The sequence below is a fragment of the Ruegeria sp. BHSB058 genome (assembly GCF_059613285.1).
Map to the genome: position 1 here is coordinate 26,192 of NZ_JBXWSF010000031.1, position 18,593 is coordinate 44,784.

Below are 18,593 nucleotides of genomic sequence, written 5' to 3' on the forward strand. Positions count from 1 at the left end.
GATGTTCGACCTGATTGTCAGAAATGCCACCCTCACAGATGGCCGCAAGGGTCTGGATATCGGGTGCAAGGGCGGCAGGATCACCGCGGTTGAACCCGGCATCGCCGCAGAGGCGCGAGAGGAGATCGATGCAGGCGGGTACCTGGTGTCACCGCCCTTTGTTGATCCTCATTTCCATATGGACGCGACATTGTCGCTGGGCACTCCGCGCATGAACATGTCCGGCACGTTGCTGGAGGGCATCGCGCTTTGGGGTGAGCTGAAACCGATTCAATCGGTCGATGACATCATCGAACGTGCGTTGCGCTATTGTGATCTGGCCATATCGAAGGGCATCGGCGCAATCCGCAGCCACGTGGACACTTGCGACGACGAACTGAAAGGGGTTCAGGCCCTATTGGAGGTGCGTGAGAGGGTCAAGGATTACCTTGATCTGCAGCTGGTCGCGTTCCCTCAGGACGGCGTTCTGCGTGATCCGACCGCGATGCGGAACACGGTGCGGGCGCTGGACATGGGCGTGGACGTCGTGGGGGGCATCCCTCATTTCGAACGCACGATGTCGGATGGGGCTGAGTCGGTGCGGCTGCTATGCGAGATCGCGGCAGAGCGCGGGTTGATGGTCGACATGCATTGCGATGAAAGTGATGATCCTCTCAGCCGACATGTCGAAACCCTGGCTTTCGAGACCCAGCGGCTTGGCCTGCAGGGTCGGGTCGCCGGATCGCACCTGACGTCGATGCATTCGATGGACAACTATTATGTCTCGAAGCTGATCCCCCTGATGGCCGAAGCGCAGGTTCACGCCATCCCGAACCCGTTGATCAACATCATGCTTCAGGGCCGGCACGACACTTATCCCAAGCGCAGGGGGCAGACCCGGGTTCGTGAGCTGCGCGACGCCGGAATAGTCGTTGGATTTGGGTCGGATTGCATGATGGATCCCTGGTATTCGCTGGGCAAGGCCGACATGCTGGATGTGGCCATGATGGGGCTTCACGTCGGCCAGCTTTCCAGTCGAGCGGATATGGATTGGTGCTTTGATGCGGTGACGGAAAACCCCGCCAAAATACTGGGATTGGACAGGTACGGTGTTGCCGAAGGGTGCAGGGCGAATTTCGTCCTGTTGCAGGCGGCAGACAAGATCGAAGCGATACGGCTGCGCGCGCACCGTCTGGTGGTGGTCCGAAGCGGAAAAGTCATCGCCAGATCCGAGCCGATCATGTCTACGCTGGAAACAGGCACAACGCGCAGAACAATAAACGAAGCCATGGTGTCGAGTGCAGTGCGTTAGACCGCCCATCGAATTCGCATTGATTGGGCGCCGGTTTTTTCGGCGAACGCGCGGCCGTCAGGGCGGATATCACCGAACGACGAACACGGATTGTCGCGCATGTCGGGCCACGCGGGCGGAATTCGGGCCTATCAGATAGTCCTGCAATTCCGGCCGGTGCGCGCCGACAAAGATCGCATCGGCACCCAATTGATCGGCGACCTTGATGATCTGGTCATAGATCGTGCCATGCGAGATATGCAGCCGCGCATCGATATCGGGTGGGATTGCATCCCTGGCCCAGGTTTCGAGTTCGGATTTGGCCTGATCTGCAATCTTTTTCGAATGATCCGGTCCAAGCATTGCGCCCACGATCGCCATGCCGCTGTCGGGAATGACGTTCAGCACATGCAAGGTCGCTTTCTCGGCACGCGCCATGTTGACTGCGGCTTGTGTGCTGCGCGCCGCTCCAAGAGGGTCGCTGATGTCGACGGCTATCAGTAGGGTCTTGAACATGGCCATACTCCCTCAGAATGCGGGTTGCGTGGCGCGAGGCCGCTGAATCATGACGATGCCCGCCAGCAACAGCAGGGCAGGGATGAAGAAGATTTCTTTCGGCATTCGGTCGTTTTCTATCTCGGCCTTTACCAGATGAACCGGGGTATCGCCGTAAAAGTCATAATCGATACTGAGCGATCCAAAGGGCCCGCCAAACGGTTCCTCCATTTCCAAGGTGTCACCGCTTTCGATGAAGGACAGGCCCTGAGCCGAGAGTGCGGCCTCGGCATCGCCGGCAACGGCCGGGATCACGATCGTGGTCGGGCGAATTTCGGCGTTGTCGAAATCCGGGCCTGCAATTGTTATGCGGATGTCCTGGCCGTCATCGGCATCGGCCATCAGCGCAATGGCTGCGGGTCCATCGGCGCTTGCATAAGGTTCGCTGACCTGATCCAGGAAGAACCCGGGCCGGAACAGCAGGAAGGCGATGAACAGCAACACCACGCTTTCCCATGCTCTTGATTTGGCCACGAAATAACCCTGCGTGGCCGCTGCAAACAACAACATCGCAAGAAGGGCCACGAAAAAGACCAGCACCGCCTTGGCGAGACCCACGTCGATCAGCAACAGATCGGTGTTGAAAATGAAGAGGAACGGCAAAAGCGCTGTCCGGATGTCATAGGCAAAGCCCTGAATGCCCGTCTTGATCGGATCGCCCCGCGATATGGCCGCCGCCGCATATGCCGCAAGGCCGACCGGCGGCGTGTCATCGGCGAGGATGCCGAAATAGAAGACGAACATATGAACGGCAATCAGCGGCACGATCAGGCCGGACTGCGCCCCCACCGACACGATGACCGGAGCCATCAGAGACGAGACAACGATGTAATTGGCCGTTGTCGGAAGCCCCATGCCGAGGATCAGCGACAGAACGGCGACCAGAACGAGCAATATCATCAGGTTGCCGCCCGAGATGACCTCGATCACCTGACCTATGACCTGATGCGCGCCGGTCAAGGAGATGGTTCCGACAATAATACCGGCCGCACCCGTTGCCACGCCAATCCCGATCATGTTGCGCGCGCCGAGGATCAGACCCTGAACAAAGTCATTCCAGCCGTGCAGGGTTTCACCGGCGAAATCCTGGCCCCTGAAAAACGCTTTGATCGGGCGGTGAGTCAGGGCGATGATGATCATGAAGACAGTGGCCCAGAAGGCGGACAGGGCGGGCGAAAGCCGCTCCAGGCTGTCGGTGCGCACCATGAGATTCCAGATCAGGATGAAGATCGGCAGCGCGAAATAGGCTCCGCCAATCAGCGTCGGTGTCAGTCGTGGCGCCGCCGGGACCGGGGCGTTCGGGTCGTCGATTTCGATGTCCGGATAACGGGAGGAAATGTAGACGAGAATCAGATAGAGACCCGCGACGATGGCTACGGCGCCATAGACGCTTTCGGTCATGATCGGATCGAGCAGGGCGCGCAAACCGATCATCAGGAAGGTGCAGAGGCCCAGGAAAATGAAACCGGACAGGAACAGGATCAGGATCATCAGGACGCCGATCTTGCGACCTTCCTTTTTCAGGCCTTCCAGCCCCATCTTCAGGCTTTCAAGGTGCACGATGTAGAGCAGTGCGATATAGCTGATGACCGCTGGCAGAAAGGCGTGTTTGACCACATCGATATAGGGAATGTTGACATATTCCACCATCAGGAAGGCCGCGGCCCCCATAACCGGCGGGGTCAGCTGACCGTTGGTGGATGACGCCACCTCGACCGCGCCGGCCTTTTCGGCGGGAAAGCCGATCCGTTTCATCAGGGGGATAGTAAACGTCCCGGTGGTGACCGTGTTGGCGATGGATGAGCCCGAGATCATGCCGGTCATCATCGAGGACAGCACCGAAGCCTTGGCTGGTCCGCCCCTTAGGGCGCCCAGCATGGCGATGGCGACCTTGATGAACCAGTTGCCGCCACCCGCCCGATCCAGCAAAGCGCCGAACAGGACGAACAGGAAAATCATCGTGGTCGAGACGCCGAGCGCCACCCCGAAAACCCCCTCGGTCTGCATCCAGTAATGGCCCAGGGCCTTGGACAGTGATGCGCCGCCGTAATTGGTGATGTTGCGGGCCCATTCCGAATATCCGCCGAAAAAGGCAAACAGGATGAAACAGCTGGCGATGACGACCAGCGGCAATCCGAGCGAGCGATAGACGGCCACCATCAGAACGAACATCCCGGTGGCTGAAACCGCGATGTCGGTGGGGGTCCAAAGGCCGGGGCGGTCGGCGATCTGGAACCGGAAGATCACCAGATACAGACAAGCGCCCACGCCGAGGATCAGCAAGACCCAGTCATAGACGGGTATGCGGTCGCGCGGAGAGGTCTTGAAAAGCGGAAAAGCAAGCGTCGCCAGCATGATGGCAAAGGCCAGGTGCACAAAGCGGGCCTGTGCGACGATATTGGCGAAAATCCCGATGCCGGTCGATTGGGCGATGATGCCGGGTATTTTTGACGCGATGTAAAGCTGGAAAAGGGACCACACGATACAGGTTCCGATGATCAACCGGCCCTGCCAGCCCACCGGGTTTCTTGCCCCGGTGTCGGCCTCGGCAACCATGTCGTCAGCGCTGCGTTCGGGTTGGGTCTGGTCAGTCATGTCGTCCCCCTGTCCACGGCGTTTCGCCAATGGGTATGCGCCCGCTGCCGGGCGCATCCGATGTGCTGGAAGTTGACGCTTATTGCATCAGACCGAGTTCTTTATAGGCGCGTTCCGCCCCCGGGTGCAGGGGTGCGCTGAGACCGTCACTGACCATTTCCGCGGGGTCAAGATTTTCAAAGGCCGGGTGCAGCTGACGGAAATCGTCAATATTCTCCATCACCGATTTTGCCACGACATACACCACGTCATCCGACACATCGGCCGAGGTCACGAATGTTGCGCCAACACCAAAAGTAGTCGTTTCCTGATCGTTTCCGGCGTACATGCCACCGGGGATCGTCGCGACACGATAATAGGGATTGTCGCCCACCAGCTTGTCGATCGGCTCGCCCGTGACGCTGACCAGTTTCACGTCGCAGGTTGTGGTGGCTTCCTTGATGGCCGCCGCCGGGTGCCCGATGGTATAGATCATCGCGTCGATATTGCCGTCGCAGATTTCCTTGGCCATTTCCGATCCTTTGTATTCCGTGGCCAAAGCAAAATCATCCATTCCCATGCCAAATGCATTCATCACGACTTCCATCGTGGCGCGCTGACCGGAACCGGGGTTGCCGACATTGACGCGCTTGCCTTTCAGGCCTTCGAAACTGTCGATGCCGCTGTCGGCGCGCACCAGAAGGGTGAAGGGTTCGGGATGAACCGAAAAGACGGCGCGAATGCCCGGAAACGCGGCATCGCCTTCGAATTTCGAGGTGCCGTTAAAGGCGTGGTATTGCCAGTCGGACTGGGCGACGCCGAACTCAAGCTCGCCGGCCTTGATGGTGTTGATGTTATAGACCGAGCCACCGGTGGATTCGACGGCGCAGCGGATGCCGTGCTCTTTGCGCGACTTGTTCACCAGACGGCAGATTGCGCCGCCTGTTGGATAGTAGACGCCTGTCACACCTCCGGTTCCGATCGAGATGAACTCCTGCGCCGAAGCTGCACCGGCGGACATGCCCAGAACGGCCGCGGCTCCAAGTACGAGGTTTTTCATTTTACACACTCCCTGACTTAAATTTCTTGTTATTTGCCGGAATTGATGGCCCTGACAGTAGAGCCTCTATGGCACGATCTGGCAAGGTTTCAGCGCAACTTGCCGTCACGTCAGTGTTTTTTGCTTGCCGGATATGGAATGTGACTGCGTGGTGCGGTGTTTTTTACGTTCAGCGCCGAACACCAGCTGTCTGATCGGTAGCACCGCGCCACCATTGTTCAATGTCAGCTTCGGTCACACGGTCGGCAAGGCCCAGTGCGACCAGGCCGGTGCTGGTGTCATCCACGATGGCCCGCATCTCGCAGACCCGTCCGACAATCTGCACCTGATAAGGCCCTTCGCGGGTTTCGACAAAACCTTTGAGGCGATAGATGCCGGCTGGCCGGCGATCGAGCTTTTCCTGCAGTGACCGCCGGTCTTCGGCAAATGCCTTTTCGCAATACCACGCGGTATAGGCCGGATGGGGCGGTGTTTTACTCGAAAACGGGCGCGGGGTGATTTCCCACAACAATCGCGAGATGGGGGCGTCACCTTGGATTATTGGGGCATGTGTATTTATTGGCCTCAGATGGTCGCGCGGGTTTTCGGTGGTTTTTTCAGTCTTGCTGAGCACCAAAAGGTCGGCCACGGCGATTTGCCGGGCAATCTGAGGCCCAATGGAATCATCATTGAGAAGGTCTTGGATTTGCCTTGCATCCACAACCGTGACGATCCCGGCATAGCTCAGGTCGGGTTCGGCATTGGCGACGTTGGCGATGGCGGCCGGGTCGGCGATACCGCTGGCTTCGATGATCAGGTGATCGGGACGGTCGGGGCGGTCCAGAATGTCCCCGATCGTCATGAACAGGTCCGCCCCCATTGTGCAGCATACGCAGCCGTTGGTCAGCGCAATTGTGTCTGCATCGGCGGACGCCAGCAAATTCGCGTCGATGTTGATCGCGCCGAAATCATTGACAAGAACCAAAAGGCGCAATCCGTGATCTTCGCCAAGCAAGCGGTTGATCAGGGTGGTTTTTCCCGCACCAAGATAGCCGCCGATGACCGTCAGGGGCAATCGCATCACAGCAGGTGAACCCTGCCGCCCAGAACGGTCCCAAGCACGGCGATATCCTTGAGCCGGTCGGCGGAAACGGTCGTGGGATCGTCGCCGAGTATGGTGAAGTCGGCTTGTTTGCCGGTTTCGATACTTCCGATTTCGCCGTCCAATCCCAATGTGAAAGCCGCGCCAAGTGTGATCGCGTGCAGGGCTTCCGGTATTGTGATCCTTTGGCTTTCTCCCAGAATTCGGCCTGACAGGGTCTGGCGATTGACGGCACACCAGGCCGTGAACAGGGGCGCCATCGGCGTGACAGGCGCGTCCGAATGGATCGCGATCCGAACACCCTGGTCCAGCGCTGTGCGCGCCGCATCCATTCGGCATGCCCGGTCTTCGCCGATGGTCAGGGCCGCATGCTGATCGCCGAAATACCAGATATGATTGGAAAATATGTTGGTGCAGACACCCAGCCGTGCGCAGCGCCGGAACTGGTCGGCTCCCATCATCTGGCAATGCTGCAGGACATGTCTTGCATTCGGCCAGGGGTGTTTGCGGGCCGCTGACTCGAGAGCCGCGAGGGATACGTCAGAGGCCTCGTCACCGTTGACATGGATATGCATCTGCACCCCGTGTTCCTGCATCGCCTCGCACAGGGCGAATATCTGGTCCGGTGGCGTGTTCCAGATTCCGTTGGGTTGTCCACCCACATAACCGGGCCATTTCACCCGCGCGGTCCAGCCCTGAATCGACCCGTCGGTCATCAGCTTGACCGCCCCCAGACGGAGCTTGTCGGACGATCGCGCCTTCAGCGCCAAGGCGCGGCGCGCAATCGCGGCGGGATCGCCGCCAGTGGCGCCCAAGGCCGGGACGAGACGGACGGGAAAGTCCAGCTTGGACGTAACGCCGAGCAGAACATCGACATCCGCGTCATCCATTTCCGCGAACAGGTCGGTGGTCGTCGTCACCCCGGCCCTCAGACAGACCTGGGCATAGGTGCGGATGATCTCTGGAGTCTGGGTCAGTGCCCGAAAGTCGATCCCGGTCCGGCGCATGACCGGAAACATCGCTGCCATTTCCTGCAGTTCACCGGTTGGTTCGCCATCGGCACCCTTCACCAAACCTTCGACATTGGTGTGGCTGCCATATCCGGCCACGGTCAGAGCTGCCGAATTGGCACACAGCAGGTGGAAGTTCGAAAACAGAACAACTATGGGCCGCGTTGTTGAAACCTGATCAAGGTGATGCCGCGCCAGCCTTTCCCCGGAAAGGAAAATCGGATCGAACCCCCAAGCAATCAACGCATGGCCTTCGGGAAGGTCCGCATCATACAGGCGCAGCCGTTCTACCACGCCCGGGATGTCTTCAAGCCCTCGATGCAGGACGCCGTTCGGGTCCATGCGGTCGTGAAATCCGACATAGGCATAGCGCCACATCGCGCCCGCCATCATGTGTGCGTGACCTTCGACGAAACCGGGCATCAAAACCGCGTCGGCCAGACTGTCGTCGAGGATCGTTTCATCGCCGGGCCAGGCGCAGTTCTGATCGCCTACGGCAAGGATCTTGCCGTCACGCACGGCCACATGGGTCGCTTCGGGGCGGTTCGGGTCCATGGTGATGATCTTGCGGCAACGGAAAACGGTCGTGGGTTGCATGCTGTCCTCCCGGGTAACAGCCGGAGTATCGCAACTTTATTCCACGGCAAAATGGATTTAACCTCTCAATAAGATATATTGAATGGTGGATTGAGATGAAATTCACGCTCAAACAATTGCGTTATTTCGATGCCGCGATGCGGACAGGTTCGATTGCGCGCGCCGCCGTCGAGATGAACATTTCGCAATCGTCGATCACGGCGGCGATCGATCATATCGAACAAAGCCTTGGCGCGGAGCTGTTTCGCAGGATACCGGCCAAAGGGCTGATTTCGACCGAATTGGGACAGATGGCGGGCAAACAGATTGCCACTTTCCTAGAGCAATCCAGAGTTTTCGAATCCGACTTGTTGTCGCTTGTCGGTGATCCGACGGGGACGCTGCGGCTGGCCTGTTACGAGCCGACGGCCCCCTACGTTCTGCCACCGCTGCTGCGCTGCATTGCCGACAGTTACCCCGACATCCGTATCGATGTGATGGAAGGCGACATGCTGGTCGTGAACGAATTGCTGCGTTCTGGTGCAGTGGATGCGGTATTGACCTATCGCCGTTACACGCATCCCGACAACCGCTTTGTCCCCTTGTTCCGGGCCAGACCCTGGGCGCTTGTTCCGCATCATTCGCCATTGTCCGAGCACAAGTCGGTCACACTTGATGAGCTTTCCGAACAACCTCTGATCATGCTCGATGTGCATGGAACGCGGGATTATTTCCTTAGCATGTTTCAAAAACAGGGGTTGGTGCCGGATATTGTCCACAGCACCAAGTCGGGCGCTGTCTTGCGCGGTCTGGTGGGCGCCAAGTTCGGCTATGCGATCCTGAACATCTGCGGTCCCAATGACCGCGACGGGCAGGGGGGATATACTCCGATTCCCATCTCGGGCGAGGTGGATGAACCGGTTTACGGCATCGGCTATGCATCGCAGCTTGAGAGTTCTGCCGTAGTGCGTGCCATCATCGACACGGGCAAATCTCTGGCTCAGAAAGGTGCGTTCGAACATCTTCTGCTTCGGCCTTAACTGCATTTTATGTGACATTACGCTTCACAAAACCCTGTTTTCTGGAGGTATGGGCTTCGGCTAGCCTTTGGAACAACGTCGATCGACGTCCGGCAAAGCAACCGCTCGCAAACAAGACGGGGACCGGGCCGATGGGCGAATTGTGCTGTCAGGGAGGAGAGATATGCGCAGACGTTCTTTGATTAAACTGGCTACCTCAGTGTCGCTTGCCGCCGGGCTGAGCCTTTCGGCGTTACCGGCAGCGGCCGCCGATGTGACAATGAACCTGGGTTTCGGCGCGCCCGAAGCCTCCATCTATGGCCGTTTCGGTACGCTGTTCAAGGAACGGCTTGAGGCGATCTCGGACGGGGCGATCGAAGTCAAGTTGCGTTGCTGCAACCAGATTTCGACAGAGGACGAGGCGTTCAAGGCGATGCAGTTGGGAACAGTTGATGGATTTTTCATCACTGCGAACAACGTGTCGCCGCACTGGCCACTGATGGATGTGACGGTTCTGCCATACATATTCCAGAACAAGGACCATCTGGAACGGGTGGTCGATGGTGAAGTCGGTCAGGTCATGAAGGACAGGCTGCAGGCCGAGACCAGCGTTCATTTGCTGAGCTTCGGGCCGGCGCTCTATCGGGATTTTTACAACTCGCAGCGTGCCATCAATACGATGGCGGACATGGAAGGGTTGAAGATCCGGGTTCCCAAGAACGAGGTGATGATTGCGACCTTCGAAGCCTTTGGGGCAGAGCCGGTGCCGCTGGCCTGGTCGGAAACACCAACCGCCTTGCAGACCGGAACCGTGGACGGTGGCGACAACGGAACCTCGTTCATTCGCGACATGAAGTTCTATGAGTTCGAGCCCCATCTTGTCATCCTCGAACATTTCGTGGCGATGGCGCCGCTTTTTGCATCGGACGCTTTCATGAAACGGTTGAGTGACGAACAGCGCGCCATGGTTCAGCAGGCCGCGAACGAGGCCGGGGCGGAACTGCGCCGTCAGGTCGCTTCGGAAACCGAGGAAATCCGCGAATGGCTGGTTGCCGAGGGCGGCATGGCGATGACCACGCCGGACAAGGCCGATTTCATTACCGCCGCTCAGGGGGTGCAGCAGGCATTTGCAGAAGAGCGTGGGCAAGACTTCGTCGAACTCGTCAACGCCATTCAGGCGGCGGCCAACTGAAGATCCGCCGCTTTGGCGGGGCGCTGCATGCGCCCTGCCTGATCTGACCAAGCCCAAGGAACAGGTGCCCGATATGTCAGCGCTGAAATGGCTGGAACGGCACTTCGAAGAAGTGGTGTGCTGCACCGCTCTCGTGGTGATTTCTTTTAGCGTCTTTGCGCAAGTGATCGCGCGCTATGTGTTTCAGGTCGCATTGCACTGGTCCGAAGAGATTGCCTCGATCAGCATGGTCTGGGCTGTCTACATGGGGGCCTCGCTGTGCGTGCGCGAACGCTTTCACATCCGAATCCTCGTTGGCGTCAAAGCCCTGCCCGAGCGGACGGGCCGTATCGTGATCTTTGCCGCCGATCTGGCATGGGCCGCGTTTTCGATTTTCATGATCCGGGTCAGTTGGGATTATCTGGCCGTATTGTGGAAATTCACTTCGCGCAGTCCCAGTCTGGGCATCGACCAGTTCTATCCGCAATCCGTGCTTGTGATCGGTTACGCGCTGATGCTCGTGCGCCTGATCCAGACCTATGTGACATGGTACAGGGATGGCGGCGAAGGTATCCCGGGAATGCTGCACGAGGAATGGGATGAAACCACCGACGAGCAGGAGCATCAGCTGTGAATCCGCTTCTCATTCTTGCGATTGCCTTCGTCGGGCTTACGATCATCGGCACACCACTTTTCGTGGCTGTTGGCATAACCACTGCGTTGGCGCTCTATCTCATAGAAATCCCTTACACGTTGATGGCGCAGACGGGGTATTCCAGCCTGACGCCTTTTCCATTGCTGACCATCCCGCTGTTCGTTCTGGCGGGTCGGTTGATGGAGGTTGGCGGCATGGCCAACCGGATGATTGCAATTGCGACCAAACTGGTTGGCGCCTATCGCGGGTCGATGGGGCTTGTGACGGTTTTTGCCTGCATGCTTTTTGCCGCATTGTCCGGGTCGGGGCCGGCAACGACTGCGGCCATCGGCTCTGTCACGGTGCCGGCGATGCGGCGGGACGGTTATGACGTCCCATTTGCCGCCGCGATCACCGCCAGCGCCGGAGCGCTTGGCAGCCTGATCCCGCCGTCGAACCTGATGATCATATACGGTCTTGTGTCCGAGACATCGATCCCGCGCCTGTTTCTGGCGGGGCTCATTCCGGGCGTGCTGGTGACGATCCTGCTGATGGTCACCACCTATATCATCGCCCGCCGTCGGAACTATGGCGGGACGGGGCATCCGTTTTCATGGCGGCCGTTCCTTCACGCCGCCTGGGAGGGAAAATGGTCGATCGGAGCGCCGGTGCTGATCCTCGGCGGCATTTATGGTGGTGCGTTCACGCCGACCGAGGCCGCAGGCGTTGCGGTGTTTTACGCGTTGTTCGTGGGGCTTTTCATCTATCGCGAACTGACCGCAAGAAAGATCGTCGAGGCGCTGCGTTTCACGGCTTTGCTGACCGGCATCCTGATCCTGCTGACGCCTACGCTGGCCTTTGGGCAATTGACCGCGTTCTACGACGTGCCCACCGCTGTGCAACAGGGGATCACGTCGATCACCGAAAACCCGATCCTGGTGATGCTGCTGATCGGGGTGTTCTACATCTTTATCGGCACCTTCATGGAATCGCTGGCCCAGATCGTTCTGTTCACCGCCGTGTTCCTGCCGTTGGCCGTGTCGTTGGGCATCGATCCGGTCCTGTTCGGAGTGTTCACGGTGATCACCTGCGAGATCGGGTTCCTGACCCCTCCGTTGGGGGCAAACCTGACGGTCGCGGCGCGGATTTCCGGAGTTTCAATCGAACGGATTTCGGTTGCCGTGCTGCCGTTCATTCTGGCCTATATCATCGGCATGGTGATCCTGATCCTAATCCCGGATCTGACCCTGTTCCTGCCCGACTGGGTCTATGGGCCGGCAAAGTAGGGGAATAAGGAGATGTTCGATCTGATCCTCAAGGGCGGTGAAGTTTTCGACGGAGTGAGCGCGGAAAGTTTCACCGCCGATATTGGTATTACGCGCGACCGGATCGCGGCAATTGGCCAACTGGAAGACAACGGATCGGCAGAGATCATCGACGTCAGCGGGCTGGCCGTTTCGCCCGGTTTCGTCGACATGCACACGCATTCCGATTTCACCCTGATTGCCGATGGGCGCGCCGAAAGCCAGGTGCACCAGGGCGTCACGACCGAGGTTGTCGGGCAATGCGGGATCAGCTGTGCGCCCGTGTGCAGTCACAGCGAGATCCCGGCCGTTTCCCCGTGGTACACCGACAAGGCCGATCATCCGCACTGGCACAGCTTTGGCGATTATCTGGATGCTCTGGAAAGCACTGAGCTTGGCGTAAACGTCATGGCCTTTGTGGGTCATGGCAGCATTCATCGCGCGGTTCTGGGGGATGCGCTGCGGGCGGGTGAGCCGGACGAGATTGACCGGATGAGCCGGATGGTGGAACAGGCGCTTGAGGAGGGAGCTGGTGGATTTTCGACCGGTCTGGAGTATTGGCCCGGAATTCTGGCCGCGCCCGAACATCTGGTGCCGATGTGTGAAAAGGCAGCTCAACGCGGAAGGCTCTATGCAACCCATGTGAGAAACCGCGATACGCACTATGACCTGGGCTTTGCCGAAGCCATCGCGACGGCCCGCCAATCGGGCGCGAAACTGCAGATTTCGCACATCCAGCCGAAATTCGGCGCGCCGGACTATGCGATGGAGCACACGCTGGAAATGATCGATCTGGCCCGCCGCCACGATGTCGACGTAGCCTTTGACGTCATTCCCCATGACTGGAACCATACGCTGACGGCGGCAATCCTGCCCAAATGGGCGCAGGCGGGAGGACTGGACGAAGTGCTGAAACGCCTCTCGGATCCGGAACAGCGCGCAAGGATCAAGGCCAATCCGCAGCCCATGTGGCTGATCGTGAAGGCCCGGAAATGGAGCGATATCGTTCTGCTGAACGCGTCGGTGAACAAGGATCTGGTCGGTGCCGATTTTGCCGAGATCGGACGGATGCGCGGCGTTGATCCATATGATGCGGTTCTCGATATCCTTCTGGAAGAGGGCGACAATCTGATGGGCGTCTTCTGGACATCAAAGTCATTTCGGGACGCTGATATAGATCTGTGTCTGAAACAGCCTGAATGCGCGGTGATTTCCGACACTATCGCCGTGGCCAGGGACGGAATTCTCAGGGATCACGTCGGATCGCTGAGCGGGTATGGCTGGGCCGCACGATTTCTTCAGTATTATGTTCGAGACCGAAAGGTTCTGTCACTTCCCGATGCCATCCGGCGCATAACCTCTGTCCCGGCGGATCGGTTGGGGCTGAAGGACCGTGGGCGTCTGGCACCGGGACACAGGGCAGATATCTGCGTCTTCGATCCGGCCAGCATCGCCAGCAACTGTTCGGCGCGTCATCCAAGGCGCTATGCGTCAGGTGTTGCCCATGTCATGGTGAACGGGCGTTTGGCCATGCGCAACGGTGCAAGGACCAACGAGAACGCCGGGGCGGTTTTGCGCGAATTCGCACATTGAAAGAGCCGGGTCATCCCCGCTACCCGATCCAGACACAAGTCAACGGCGTGTGATCACAACAAATCCGGTCTGGGGTTTTGTGCGGCATGGGAATGGATCCTGCGAATGCTCCATTCGACCGCGTTTTTCATCGCGTTACCCAAAGCCTGATCAAAGGCCATCGCCAGATCGGGAGCTTTGTCCGAAGCAGAAATGATTGCTTTTTCGAACGAATTTGATCCGATGATGTGATCTTCGTAAGTATCGATGATTTTGATGTTCAGCCTGACATCGACGCGTAGCGATTTCGTCTGATCGTCGCCGCCGATTGCATGAGCCTGAAACTCGCGCAGTTCCGGCACGATCACGTAATCCGCCCGCAATCCCACGGTCGAACGGCCGACTGCAGCGACCTTGCCGGAATTCTCGAAGCTTTCGATCAGCAATGCCTGCACGATGAGTGGCGCGCGGTCGACCCAGCGGGCGCGCGGCAGATACTGAACCTGAAGCGGCGTGGGCTGGACCGCGATTTGATCAGTATTGACCGCCGCCGTAGCGGTCGGTTCTTCGATCACGATCTGCTGTCTGAGACGCGGGAGTGACGCGGAAAACGTGCTTTTGGGGGTCAGAACGTAAAGATCGTTCGGTTCTGCCGCTTTCTTAAGCGTATCCAGACCGGTGCAGCCGCTCAGAAGAGCCCCCCCGATGACGAGGGCAAGAAAGTCAGATCGTTTCATTGACGGAACTCCGATGCCTGAGTGCCAAGAAGGAAGCGTGCCGGGTCGCGTTCGATACGGTCCACAAGACGGTCGAGATTGACGACAAGGCGGCGGGATTCTTCGACAAAGCGTTGCAGTTGCGGCAGGCCCACGCGCATGAAATCCGAAACCTGCCTGCGGTTCTGTTGAACGATGCCATCGACCGTCCCCATCAGATCCGACGCGGATTGCGACGCGTCCAGCACGTTGTCGGCGATGCGGTCGACATTGTTGGCCACATTGTCGACGGTGGTTTTGAATGTGTCGATTGCCCCGCGCAAGTCCGTCACGATCTGGCCGACGTCTTCGTTCACAACCTTGTTCACCGACTCGAATGTCTCGTTGGCAGAGGACAGCGTTGTCCCGGCGCTTTCCATGGCGCTGCTGATGTCTGACAGGGTCTCATTGGCGTTGGAAAATGTTTCGGTCGCGACTGCAAGTGCCACGCTGCCTTCGTCGGACAACGCGTTCAGGCGTTCGGCAACCCTGGTCACATCTGTACCCACCTCGGCCACCACGCGATTGACGGTCTCGGCGACTTCGGTGCCCTTGCCGATGAATTCGGTTATTTCGTTCTTCATCAGCCCGTCGGCAGTGGCAAAGGTCTGTTTTGCCGTATCCAGAGTGGAAACGGCCGCGTCGCGCGTGTCGTTCAATGCGGTGGTTGCCGTGTTGAGTGTGGTTTCCGCCGTTTCCGTCAGCTTGCCTAGCTTGTCGGTAAAGGCCGCGATTTCGCGGGATGCGCCGCCCAGATCCTTGGACAGCGTTTCGAAATCGGACAGGGCCTGATCCAACCGGCCCGATGCAGAGGACAGGTTTTCGAGCAGCTTCGAAACCGCGGTTCGGTTTTCCTCGTTCACGATGGATTGCAGGTCTTCGAGCAAGGAAATGGCCTTGCTCATCAGTTCAGGCGCCCCTTCGAATATCGATTGCAGTGCGCTTCGGCGGCTTTTTATGGTGCCGCCGGACGGCAATGGTGCGGAAGCCGGCGTGCCGCCGGACAGCGCGACATAGCTGACGCCGGTGACGCCGAGGGCTTGTAGTTCAGCGATCGTGTCTTGCCTGACCGGTGTTTCGGCGTCGATTTCGATATGTACACGCACCTTTGACGGATCGTCGTCGTCAAGATGAAGCGAAAGGACCTGACCGACGGGCAAGCCGTTGTAGCGAACGCTTGAAGCGGTCGCGAGGCCCGAGACATCGTCGAACAGAATGTCATAATAGGCGTATTGGCGGTTCACCTCGACCTTGGCGAGCCACAACAGAAAACCGAAAACGCCCAGAATGCCTGCCAGCGTAAAGGCTCCTATCAGGATATAGTTTGCCTTGGTTTCCATCCGCTGCCCCTAACTGTCCCGTTCCCTGTTCTGCGCGGCTCTGGCGCGCGGACCGGTGAAATATTCCTGTACCCAAGGATGGTCTACAGATGTCATGTCATCAATAGGACCCTCAACCAGGACGCGTTTTTCCGCAAGTACCGCGACCCGGTTGCAGATCGCGTAAAGACTGTCGAGGTCATGCGTCACCATGAAAACGGTCAGCCCAAGCGCACGCTGCAATTCGCCGATCAGATCGTCATAGGCCGCCGCGCCAATCGGATCGAGCCCGGCGGTCGGTTCATCCAGAAACACGATCTCGGGGTCCAGCGCCAGCGCGCGCGCCAAGGCCGCGCGCTTTCGCATGCCGCCTGAAAGCTCGGACGGGAATTTCCCGCAGCTGAGCCGGGGCAGGCCGACGAGGCTGATCTTCAACTCCCCCAGCGCTTTCATCAGGTGTTCGCTGAGCTTGAGATGTTCGCGCATCGGCGCCATCACGTTCTGCAACACGGTCAGCGACGAAAAAAGCGCACCGTCCTGAAAGGCCACACCCCAGCTTTGTTCGATCCTCAGGCGGTCTTCTTCGGGACCGTTGAGGAAGTCAACGCCCAGAACCTCGATCGACCCGGCCGCAGGCGTGTTCAGCCCGACGATCGTTCGCAACAGGACCGACTTGCCGGTGCCCGAACCTCCGACAACGCCGAGCACTTCGCCGCGCCAGACGTCGAGGTCAAGATTGTCATGCACGACCTGAGGGCCGAACCGGGTGGTCAGGCCGCGCACGCGAATGACAGCTTCGCGGTCTGGCATCTCGCTTTGTCCGGTTGAATCGTCGGCCATGTCAGACCCCGACTTCCGAGAAAAAGATCGAGAACAGCGCATCCAGCGCGATGACCATAAAGATGGATTGCACCACCGATGCCGTGGTTCGGCGCCCGACGCTTTCGGCCGATCCCTGAACCTGCATTGCCTGCCAGCAGGCGATGACCCCGATCACGAGGGCAAAGAACGGGGCCTTGATAAGACCGACCGCAAGGTGCCAGACATCCGTGTTGTCTTTCAGTCGGGTCACGAACATGCCCGGGCTGACACCAAGGTCGATCCAGCTCATGATTGCGCCGCCGATCAGGCCGGATATGTCCGCGATGAAGCCAAGGATCGGCAGGACGATCAGCAACGCGAGCGTTCTGGGAACGACCAGAACCTCGATCGGGTCCAGTCCGATGGTTCGCATGGCGTCAATCTCTTCCTGCACCTTCATCGAGCCGATGGAGGCGGTGAAGGCCGATCCGGATCGACCGGCAACGATGATTGCGGTCAGAAGGATGCCCAGCTCGCGCAGGATCGATATCGAGATCAGTTCGACCACAAAGACCTCGGCCCCGAATTGTTTGAGCTGGGTAGATCCCTGAAAAGCCAGAACCACCCCGATCAGGAACCCCATAAGGGCAATGATCGGAACAGCCTTGAGACCGGTTTCTTCCATCTGCGTTACCAACGGCGCGGCACGCAACCGCCATGGCATCACCATTGAACGGGCCAGCCGATGCAGGGTCAGTCCCAGAAAGTTCAGGATCGACAGCGTGTCCATCCACGCTGCGACCGTGCCTTTGCCGATATGTTCCACCCATGGCAAAAACCCGCGTGGTGGTTCCTGCGCTGCTGCTTCATCGGACAGACTTTTCGCCACGGTCGTGATCAGGGCCTTCTGCGCCTGCGACGCGCCAATGATCGAAACCGGCGTGTTCGCCTTTTCCAACCGTTTTTGAAGGTCCGCGATCAGCCACGCACCGCCGGTGTCGATGGCCTCGACCCCTGACAGGTCAAACGCGACCACATCAGCATCGGAACGGAGTTGAGCCAACTGCGTTTCCGCCTGGCCCAGAAACTGCGTCAACAACCGCCCCTTGAACCGGATCAAGAGGCGACCGTCGGAAAATTCCTGTGTCAGTGATGGGCCGCTCATGCCCGGACTATGACGCGTTGCCGGTTTCGGCGGCAACCGATTTGTTGGATCCGGCACTATTTTGCCGGAACAGATGTTGTTGAATTACAATCGAAAATCAAACTGACCAGGATTAACGAAAAGGGCGCTTTCCTGAACGGAGAGCGCCCGAGGCCGATTACTCTTCGTGGATTTTCTTCCACGCGCCATTCTCGACCACATTGACGTAGACCGAGTCAGCACCCTGATGATCGTCTGGCCCATAGGTCATGTGGTTGCCCACCAGATCGTCCTGGTAGTTCAGGGTTTCCATTGCGGCGATGAAACTTTCCTGTGTCAGGTCCGGGCCAGCGGCCTCAAGCGCCCTGACCATCATTTCCGCCGCCGCATATCCGAGCATGGCAAAACCAACCGCGTCTTCGCCGGTGGCGGCCTTGTATTCCTCGATAAACGCCTTGGGGGCCGGTTCGTCCGCCCGTGCCCAAAGATCCTGCCAGGAAGCAGCGGCATAAAAGCCGTCGGTGACACCACCGGGGACTTGTGCCACGACGGTCAGGAAGCTGGCAGAGGTGCCCATGAACTTCATGTCGTTCAGGCCCATCTTATTTGCGGTGCCAACAACCGTGATGGCCTGGCGAACGCCCAGGGCGATGGTGACGATGTCGCAGCCGGCTTCGTTCAGTTTGCTGAGCGAGCCGACGAAATCGGTTTCGTCGGGTTTGTGGGTTGTCTCGGCTGCAAACGCGAT

At 58.7% G+C, this 18,593-nt stretch carries 16 protein-coding genes; 6 read left to right on the forward strand and 10 right to left on the reverse strand.

Annotated elements, in window-relative coordinates:
• Nucleotide 1: 1 nt before the first annotated feature.
• Nucleotides 2-1,291 (forward strand): amidohydrolase family protein, encoded by a 1,290-nt coding sequence (locus tag AC2FNB_RS10115; RefSeq protein ID WP_496746062.1) that lies wholly within the window; start codon nucleotides 2-4, stop codon nucleotides 1,289-1,291.
• A gap of 69 nt (nucleotides 1,292-1,360) precedes the next feature.
• Here AC2FNB_RS10115 and AC2FNB_RS10120 read toward each other — a convergent pair whose 3' ends face one another.
• From AC2FNB_RS10120 to AC2FNB_RS10140, 5 genes are all read right to left on the reverse strand, one after another.
• Entirely contained in the window at nucleotides 1,361-1,786 is a 426-nt protein-coding gene (locus AC2FNB_RS10120; RefSeq protein WP_496746064.1) for a universal stress protein, read from the reverse strand.
• A gap of 12 nt (nucleotides 1,787-1,798) precedes the next feature.
• Entirely contained in the window at nucleotides 1,799-4,420 is a 2,622-nt protein-coding gene (locus tag AC2FNB_RS10125; protein WP_496746066.1) for a TRAP transporter permease, read from the reverse strand.
• A 79-nt stretch (nucleotides 4,421-4,499) separates the two neighbouring features.
• Nucleotides 4,500-5,459 (reverse strand): TAXI family TRAP transporter solute-binding subunit, encoded by a 960-nt coding sequence (locus tag AC2FNB_RS10130; protein WP_480749986.1) that lies wholly within the window; start codon nucleotides 5,457-5,459, stop codon nucleotides 4,500-4,502.
• A gap of 169 nt (nucleotides 5,460-5,628) precedes the next feature.
• Complete coding sequence (locus AC2FNB_RS10135) at nucleotides 5,629-6,519, reverse strand: CobW family GTP-binding protein (protein WP_480749987.1); 891 nt, start codon at nucleotides 6,517-6,519, stop codon at nucleotides 5,629-5,631.
• Nucleotides 6,519-8,147, reverse strand: a complete 1,629-nt coding sequence (locus AC2FNB_RS10140; RefSeq protein ID WP_496746072.1) for an amidohydrolase — start codon at nucleotides 8,145-8,147, stop codon at nucleotides 6,519-6,521. Before AC2FNB_RS10140 ends, AC2FNB_RS10135 begins: the two co-directional genes overlap by 1 nt.
• Before the next feature lie 95 nt (nucleotides 8,148-8,242).
• Between AC2FNB_RS10140 and AC2FNB_RS10145 the strand changes: the two genes are divergently transcribed.
• The 5 genes from AC2FNB_RS10145 (at nucleotide 8,243) to AC2FNB_RS10165 (ending at nucleotide 13,847) form a co-directional block, all read left to right on the forward strand.
• Nucleotides 8,243-9,166, forward strand: a complete 924-nt coding sequence (locus tag AC2FNB_RS10145) for a LysR family transcriptional regulator (protein ID WP_496746074.1) — start codon at nucleotides 8,243-8,245, stop codon at nucleotides 9,164-9,166.
• A 163-nt stretch (nucleotides 9,167-9,329) separates the two neighbouring features.
• Entirely contained in the window at nucleotides 9,330-10,337 is a 1,008-nt protein-coding gene (locus tag AC2FNB_RS10150; RefSeq protein WP_480749990.1) for a TRAP transporter substrate-binding protein, read from the forward strand.
• Between the two features lie 73 nt (nucleotides 10,338-10,410).
• Complete coding sequence (locus AC2FNB_RS10155; protein WP_496746076.1) at nucleotides 10,411-10,950, forward strand: TRAP transporter small permease; 540 nt, start codon at nucleotides 10,411-10,413, stop codon at nucleotides 10,948-10,950.
• Complete coding sequence (locus AC2FNB_RS10160) at nucleotides 10,947-12,236, forward strand: TRAP transporter large permease (protein WP_480749992.1); 1,290 nt, start codon at nucleotides 10,947-10,949, stop codon at nucleotides 12,234-12,236. Before AC2FNB_RS10155 ends, AC2FNB_RS10160 begins: the two co-directional genes overlap by 4 nt.
• A 12-nt stretch (nucleotides 12,237-12,248) precedes the next feature.
• Nucleotides 12,249-13,847, forward strand: a complete 1,599-nt coding sequence (locus tag AC2FNB_RS10165; protein WP_496746078.1) for an N-acyl-D-amino-acid deacylase family protein — start codon at nucleotides 12,249-12,251, stop codon at nucleotides 13,845-13,847.
• Nucleotides 13,848-13,900: 53 nt separating this feature from the next.
• Here the strand turns inward: AC2FNB_RS10165 and AC2FNB_RS10170 are convergent, their stop codons facing one another.
• The 5 genes from AC2FNB_RS10170 to AC2FNB_RS10190 form a co-directional block, all read right to left on the reverse strand.
• The gene (locus tag AC2FNB_RS10170; protein WP_480749994.1) at nucleotides 13,901-14,563 is read right to left on the reverse strand and encodes an ABC-type transport auxiliary lipoprotein family protein; all 663 of its coding nucleotides are present in this window, start codon (nucleotides 14,561-14,563) and stop codon (nucleotides 13,901-13,903) included.
• Nucleotides 14,560-15,921, reverse strand: coding sequence for an MlaD family protein (locus tag AC2FNB_RS10175; RefSeq protein WP_480749995.1), 1,362 nt, complete (start codon nucleotides 15,919-15,921; stop codon nucleotides 14,560-14,562). Before AC2FNB_RS10175 ends, AC2FNB_RS10170 begins: the two co-directional genes overlap by 4 nt.
• Before the next feature lie 9 nt (nucleotides 15,922-15,930).
• Entirely contained in the window at nucleotides 15,931-16,740 is an 810-nt protein-coding gene (locus AC2FNB_RS10180) for an ABC transporter ATP-binding protein (RefSeq protein WP_496746081.1), read from the reverse strand.
• Nucleotide 16,741: 1 nt separating this feature from the next.
• Nucleotides 16,742-17,866: an ABC transporter permease gene (locus tag AC2FNB_RS10185; protein WP_496746082.1), complete on the reverse strand. Its 1,125-nt coding sequence runs from the start codon at nucleotides 17,864-17,866 to the stop codon at nucleotides 16,742-16,744.
• A 157-nt stretch (nucleotides 17,867-18,023) separates the two neighbouring features.
• On the reverse strand, nucleotides 18,024-18,593 hold a 570-nt coding region (locus tag AC2FNB_RS10190), incomplete at its 5' end, for an ABC transporter substrate-binding protein (protein ID WP_496746084.1).

Bases quoted from the DNA above. Each gene is read 5' to 3' on its own strand.
- AC2FNB_RS10115 (WP_496746062.1), top strand. From the start codon at position 2: ATGTTCGACCTGATTGTCAGAAATGCCACCCTCACAGATGGCCGCAAG.
- AC2FNB_RS10120 (WP_496746064.1), bottom strand. From the start codon at position 1,786: ATGTTCAAGACCCTACTGATAGCCGTCGACATCAGCGACCCTCTTGGA.
- AC2FNB_RS10125 (WP_496746066.1), bottom strand. From the start codon at position 4,420: ATGACTGACCAGACCCAACCCGAACGCAGCGCTGACGACATGGTTGCC.
- AC2FNB_RS10130 (WP_480749986.1), bottom strand. From the start codon at position 5,459: ATGAAAAACCTCGTACTTGGAGCCGCGGCCGTTCTGGGCATGTCCGCC.
- AC2FNB_RS10135 (WP_480749987.1), bottom strand. From the start codon at position 6,519: ATGCGATTGCCCCTGACGGTCATCGGCGGCTATCTTGGTGCGGGAAAA.
- AC2FNB_RS10140 (WP_496746072.1), bottom strand. From the start codon at position 8,147: ATGCAACCCACGACCGTTTTCCGTTGCCGCAAGATCATCACCATGGAC.
- AC2FNB_RS10145 (WP_496746074.1), top strand. From the start codon at position 8,243: ATGAAATTCACGCTCAAACAATTGCGTTATTTCGATGCCGCGATGCGG.
- AC2FNB_RS10150 (WP_480749990.1), top strand. From the start codon at position 9,330: ATGCGCAGACGTTCTTTGATTAAACTGGCTACCTCAGTGTCGCTTGCC.
- AC2FNB_RS10155 (WP_496746076.1), top strand. From the start codon at position 10,411: ATGTCAGCGCTGAAATGGCTGGAACGGCACTTCGAAGAAGTGGTGTGC.
- AC2FNB_RS10165 (WP_496746078.1), top strand. From the start codon at position 12,249: ATGTTCGATCTGATCCTCAAGGGCGGTGAAGTTTTCGACGGAGTGAGC.
- AC2FNB_RS10170 (WP_480749994.1), bottom strand. From the start codon at position 14,563: ATGAAACGATCTGACTTTCTTGCCCTCGTCATCGGGGGGGCTCTTCTG.
- AC2FNB_RS10175 (WP_480749995.1), bottom strand. From the start codon at position 15,921: ATGGAAACCAAGGCAAACTATATCCTGATAGGAGCCTTTACGCTGGCA.
- AC2FNB_RS10180 (WP_496746081.1), bottom strand. From the start codon at position 16,740: ATGGCCGACGATTCAACCGGACAAAGCGAGATGCCAGACCGCGAAGCT.
- AC2FNB_RS10185 (WP_496746082.1), bottom strand. From the start codon at position 17,866: ATGAGCGGCCCATCACTGACACAGGAATTTTCCGACGGTCGCCTCTTG.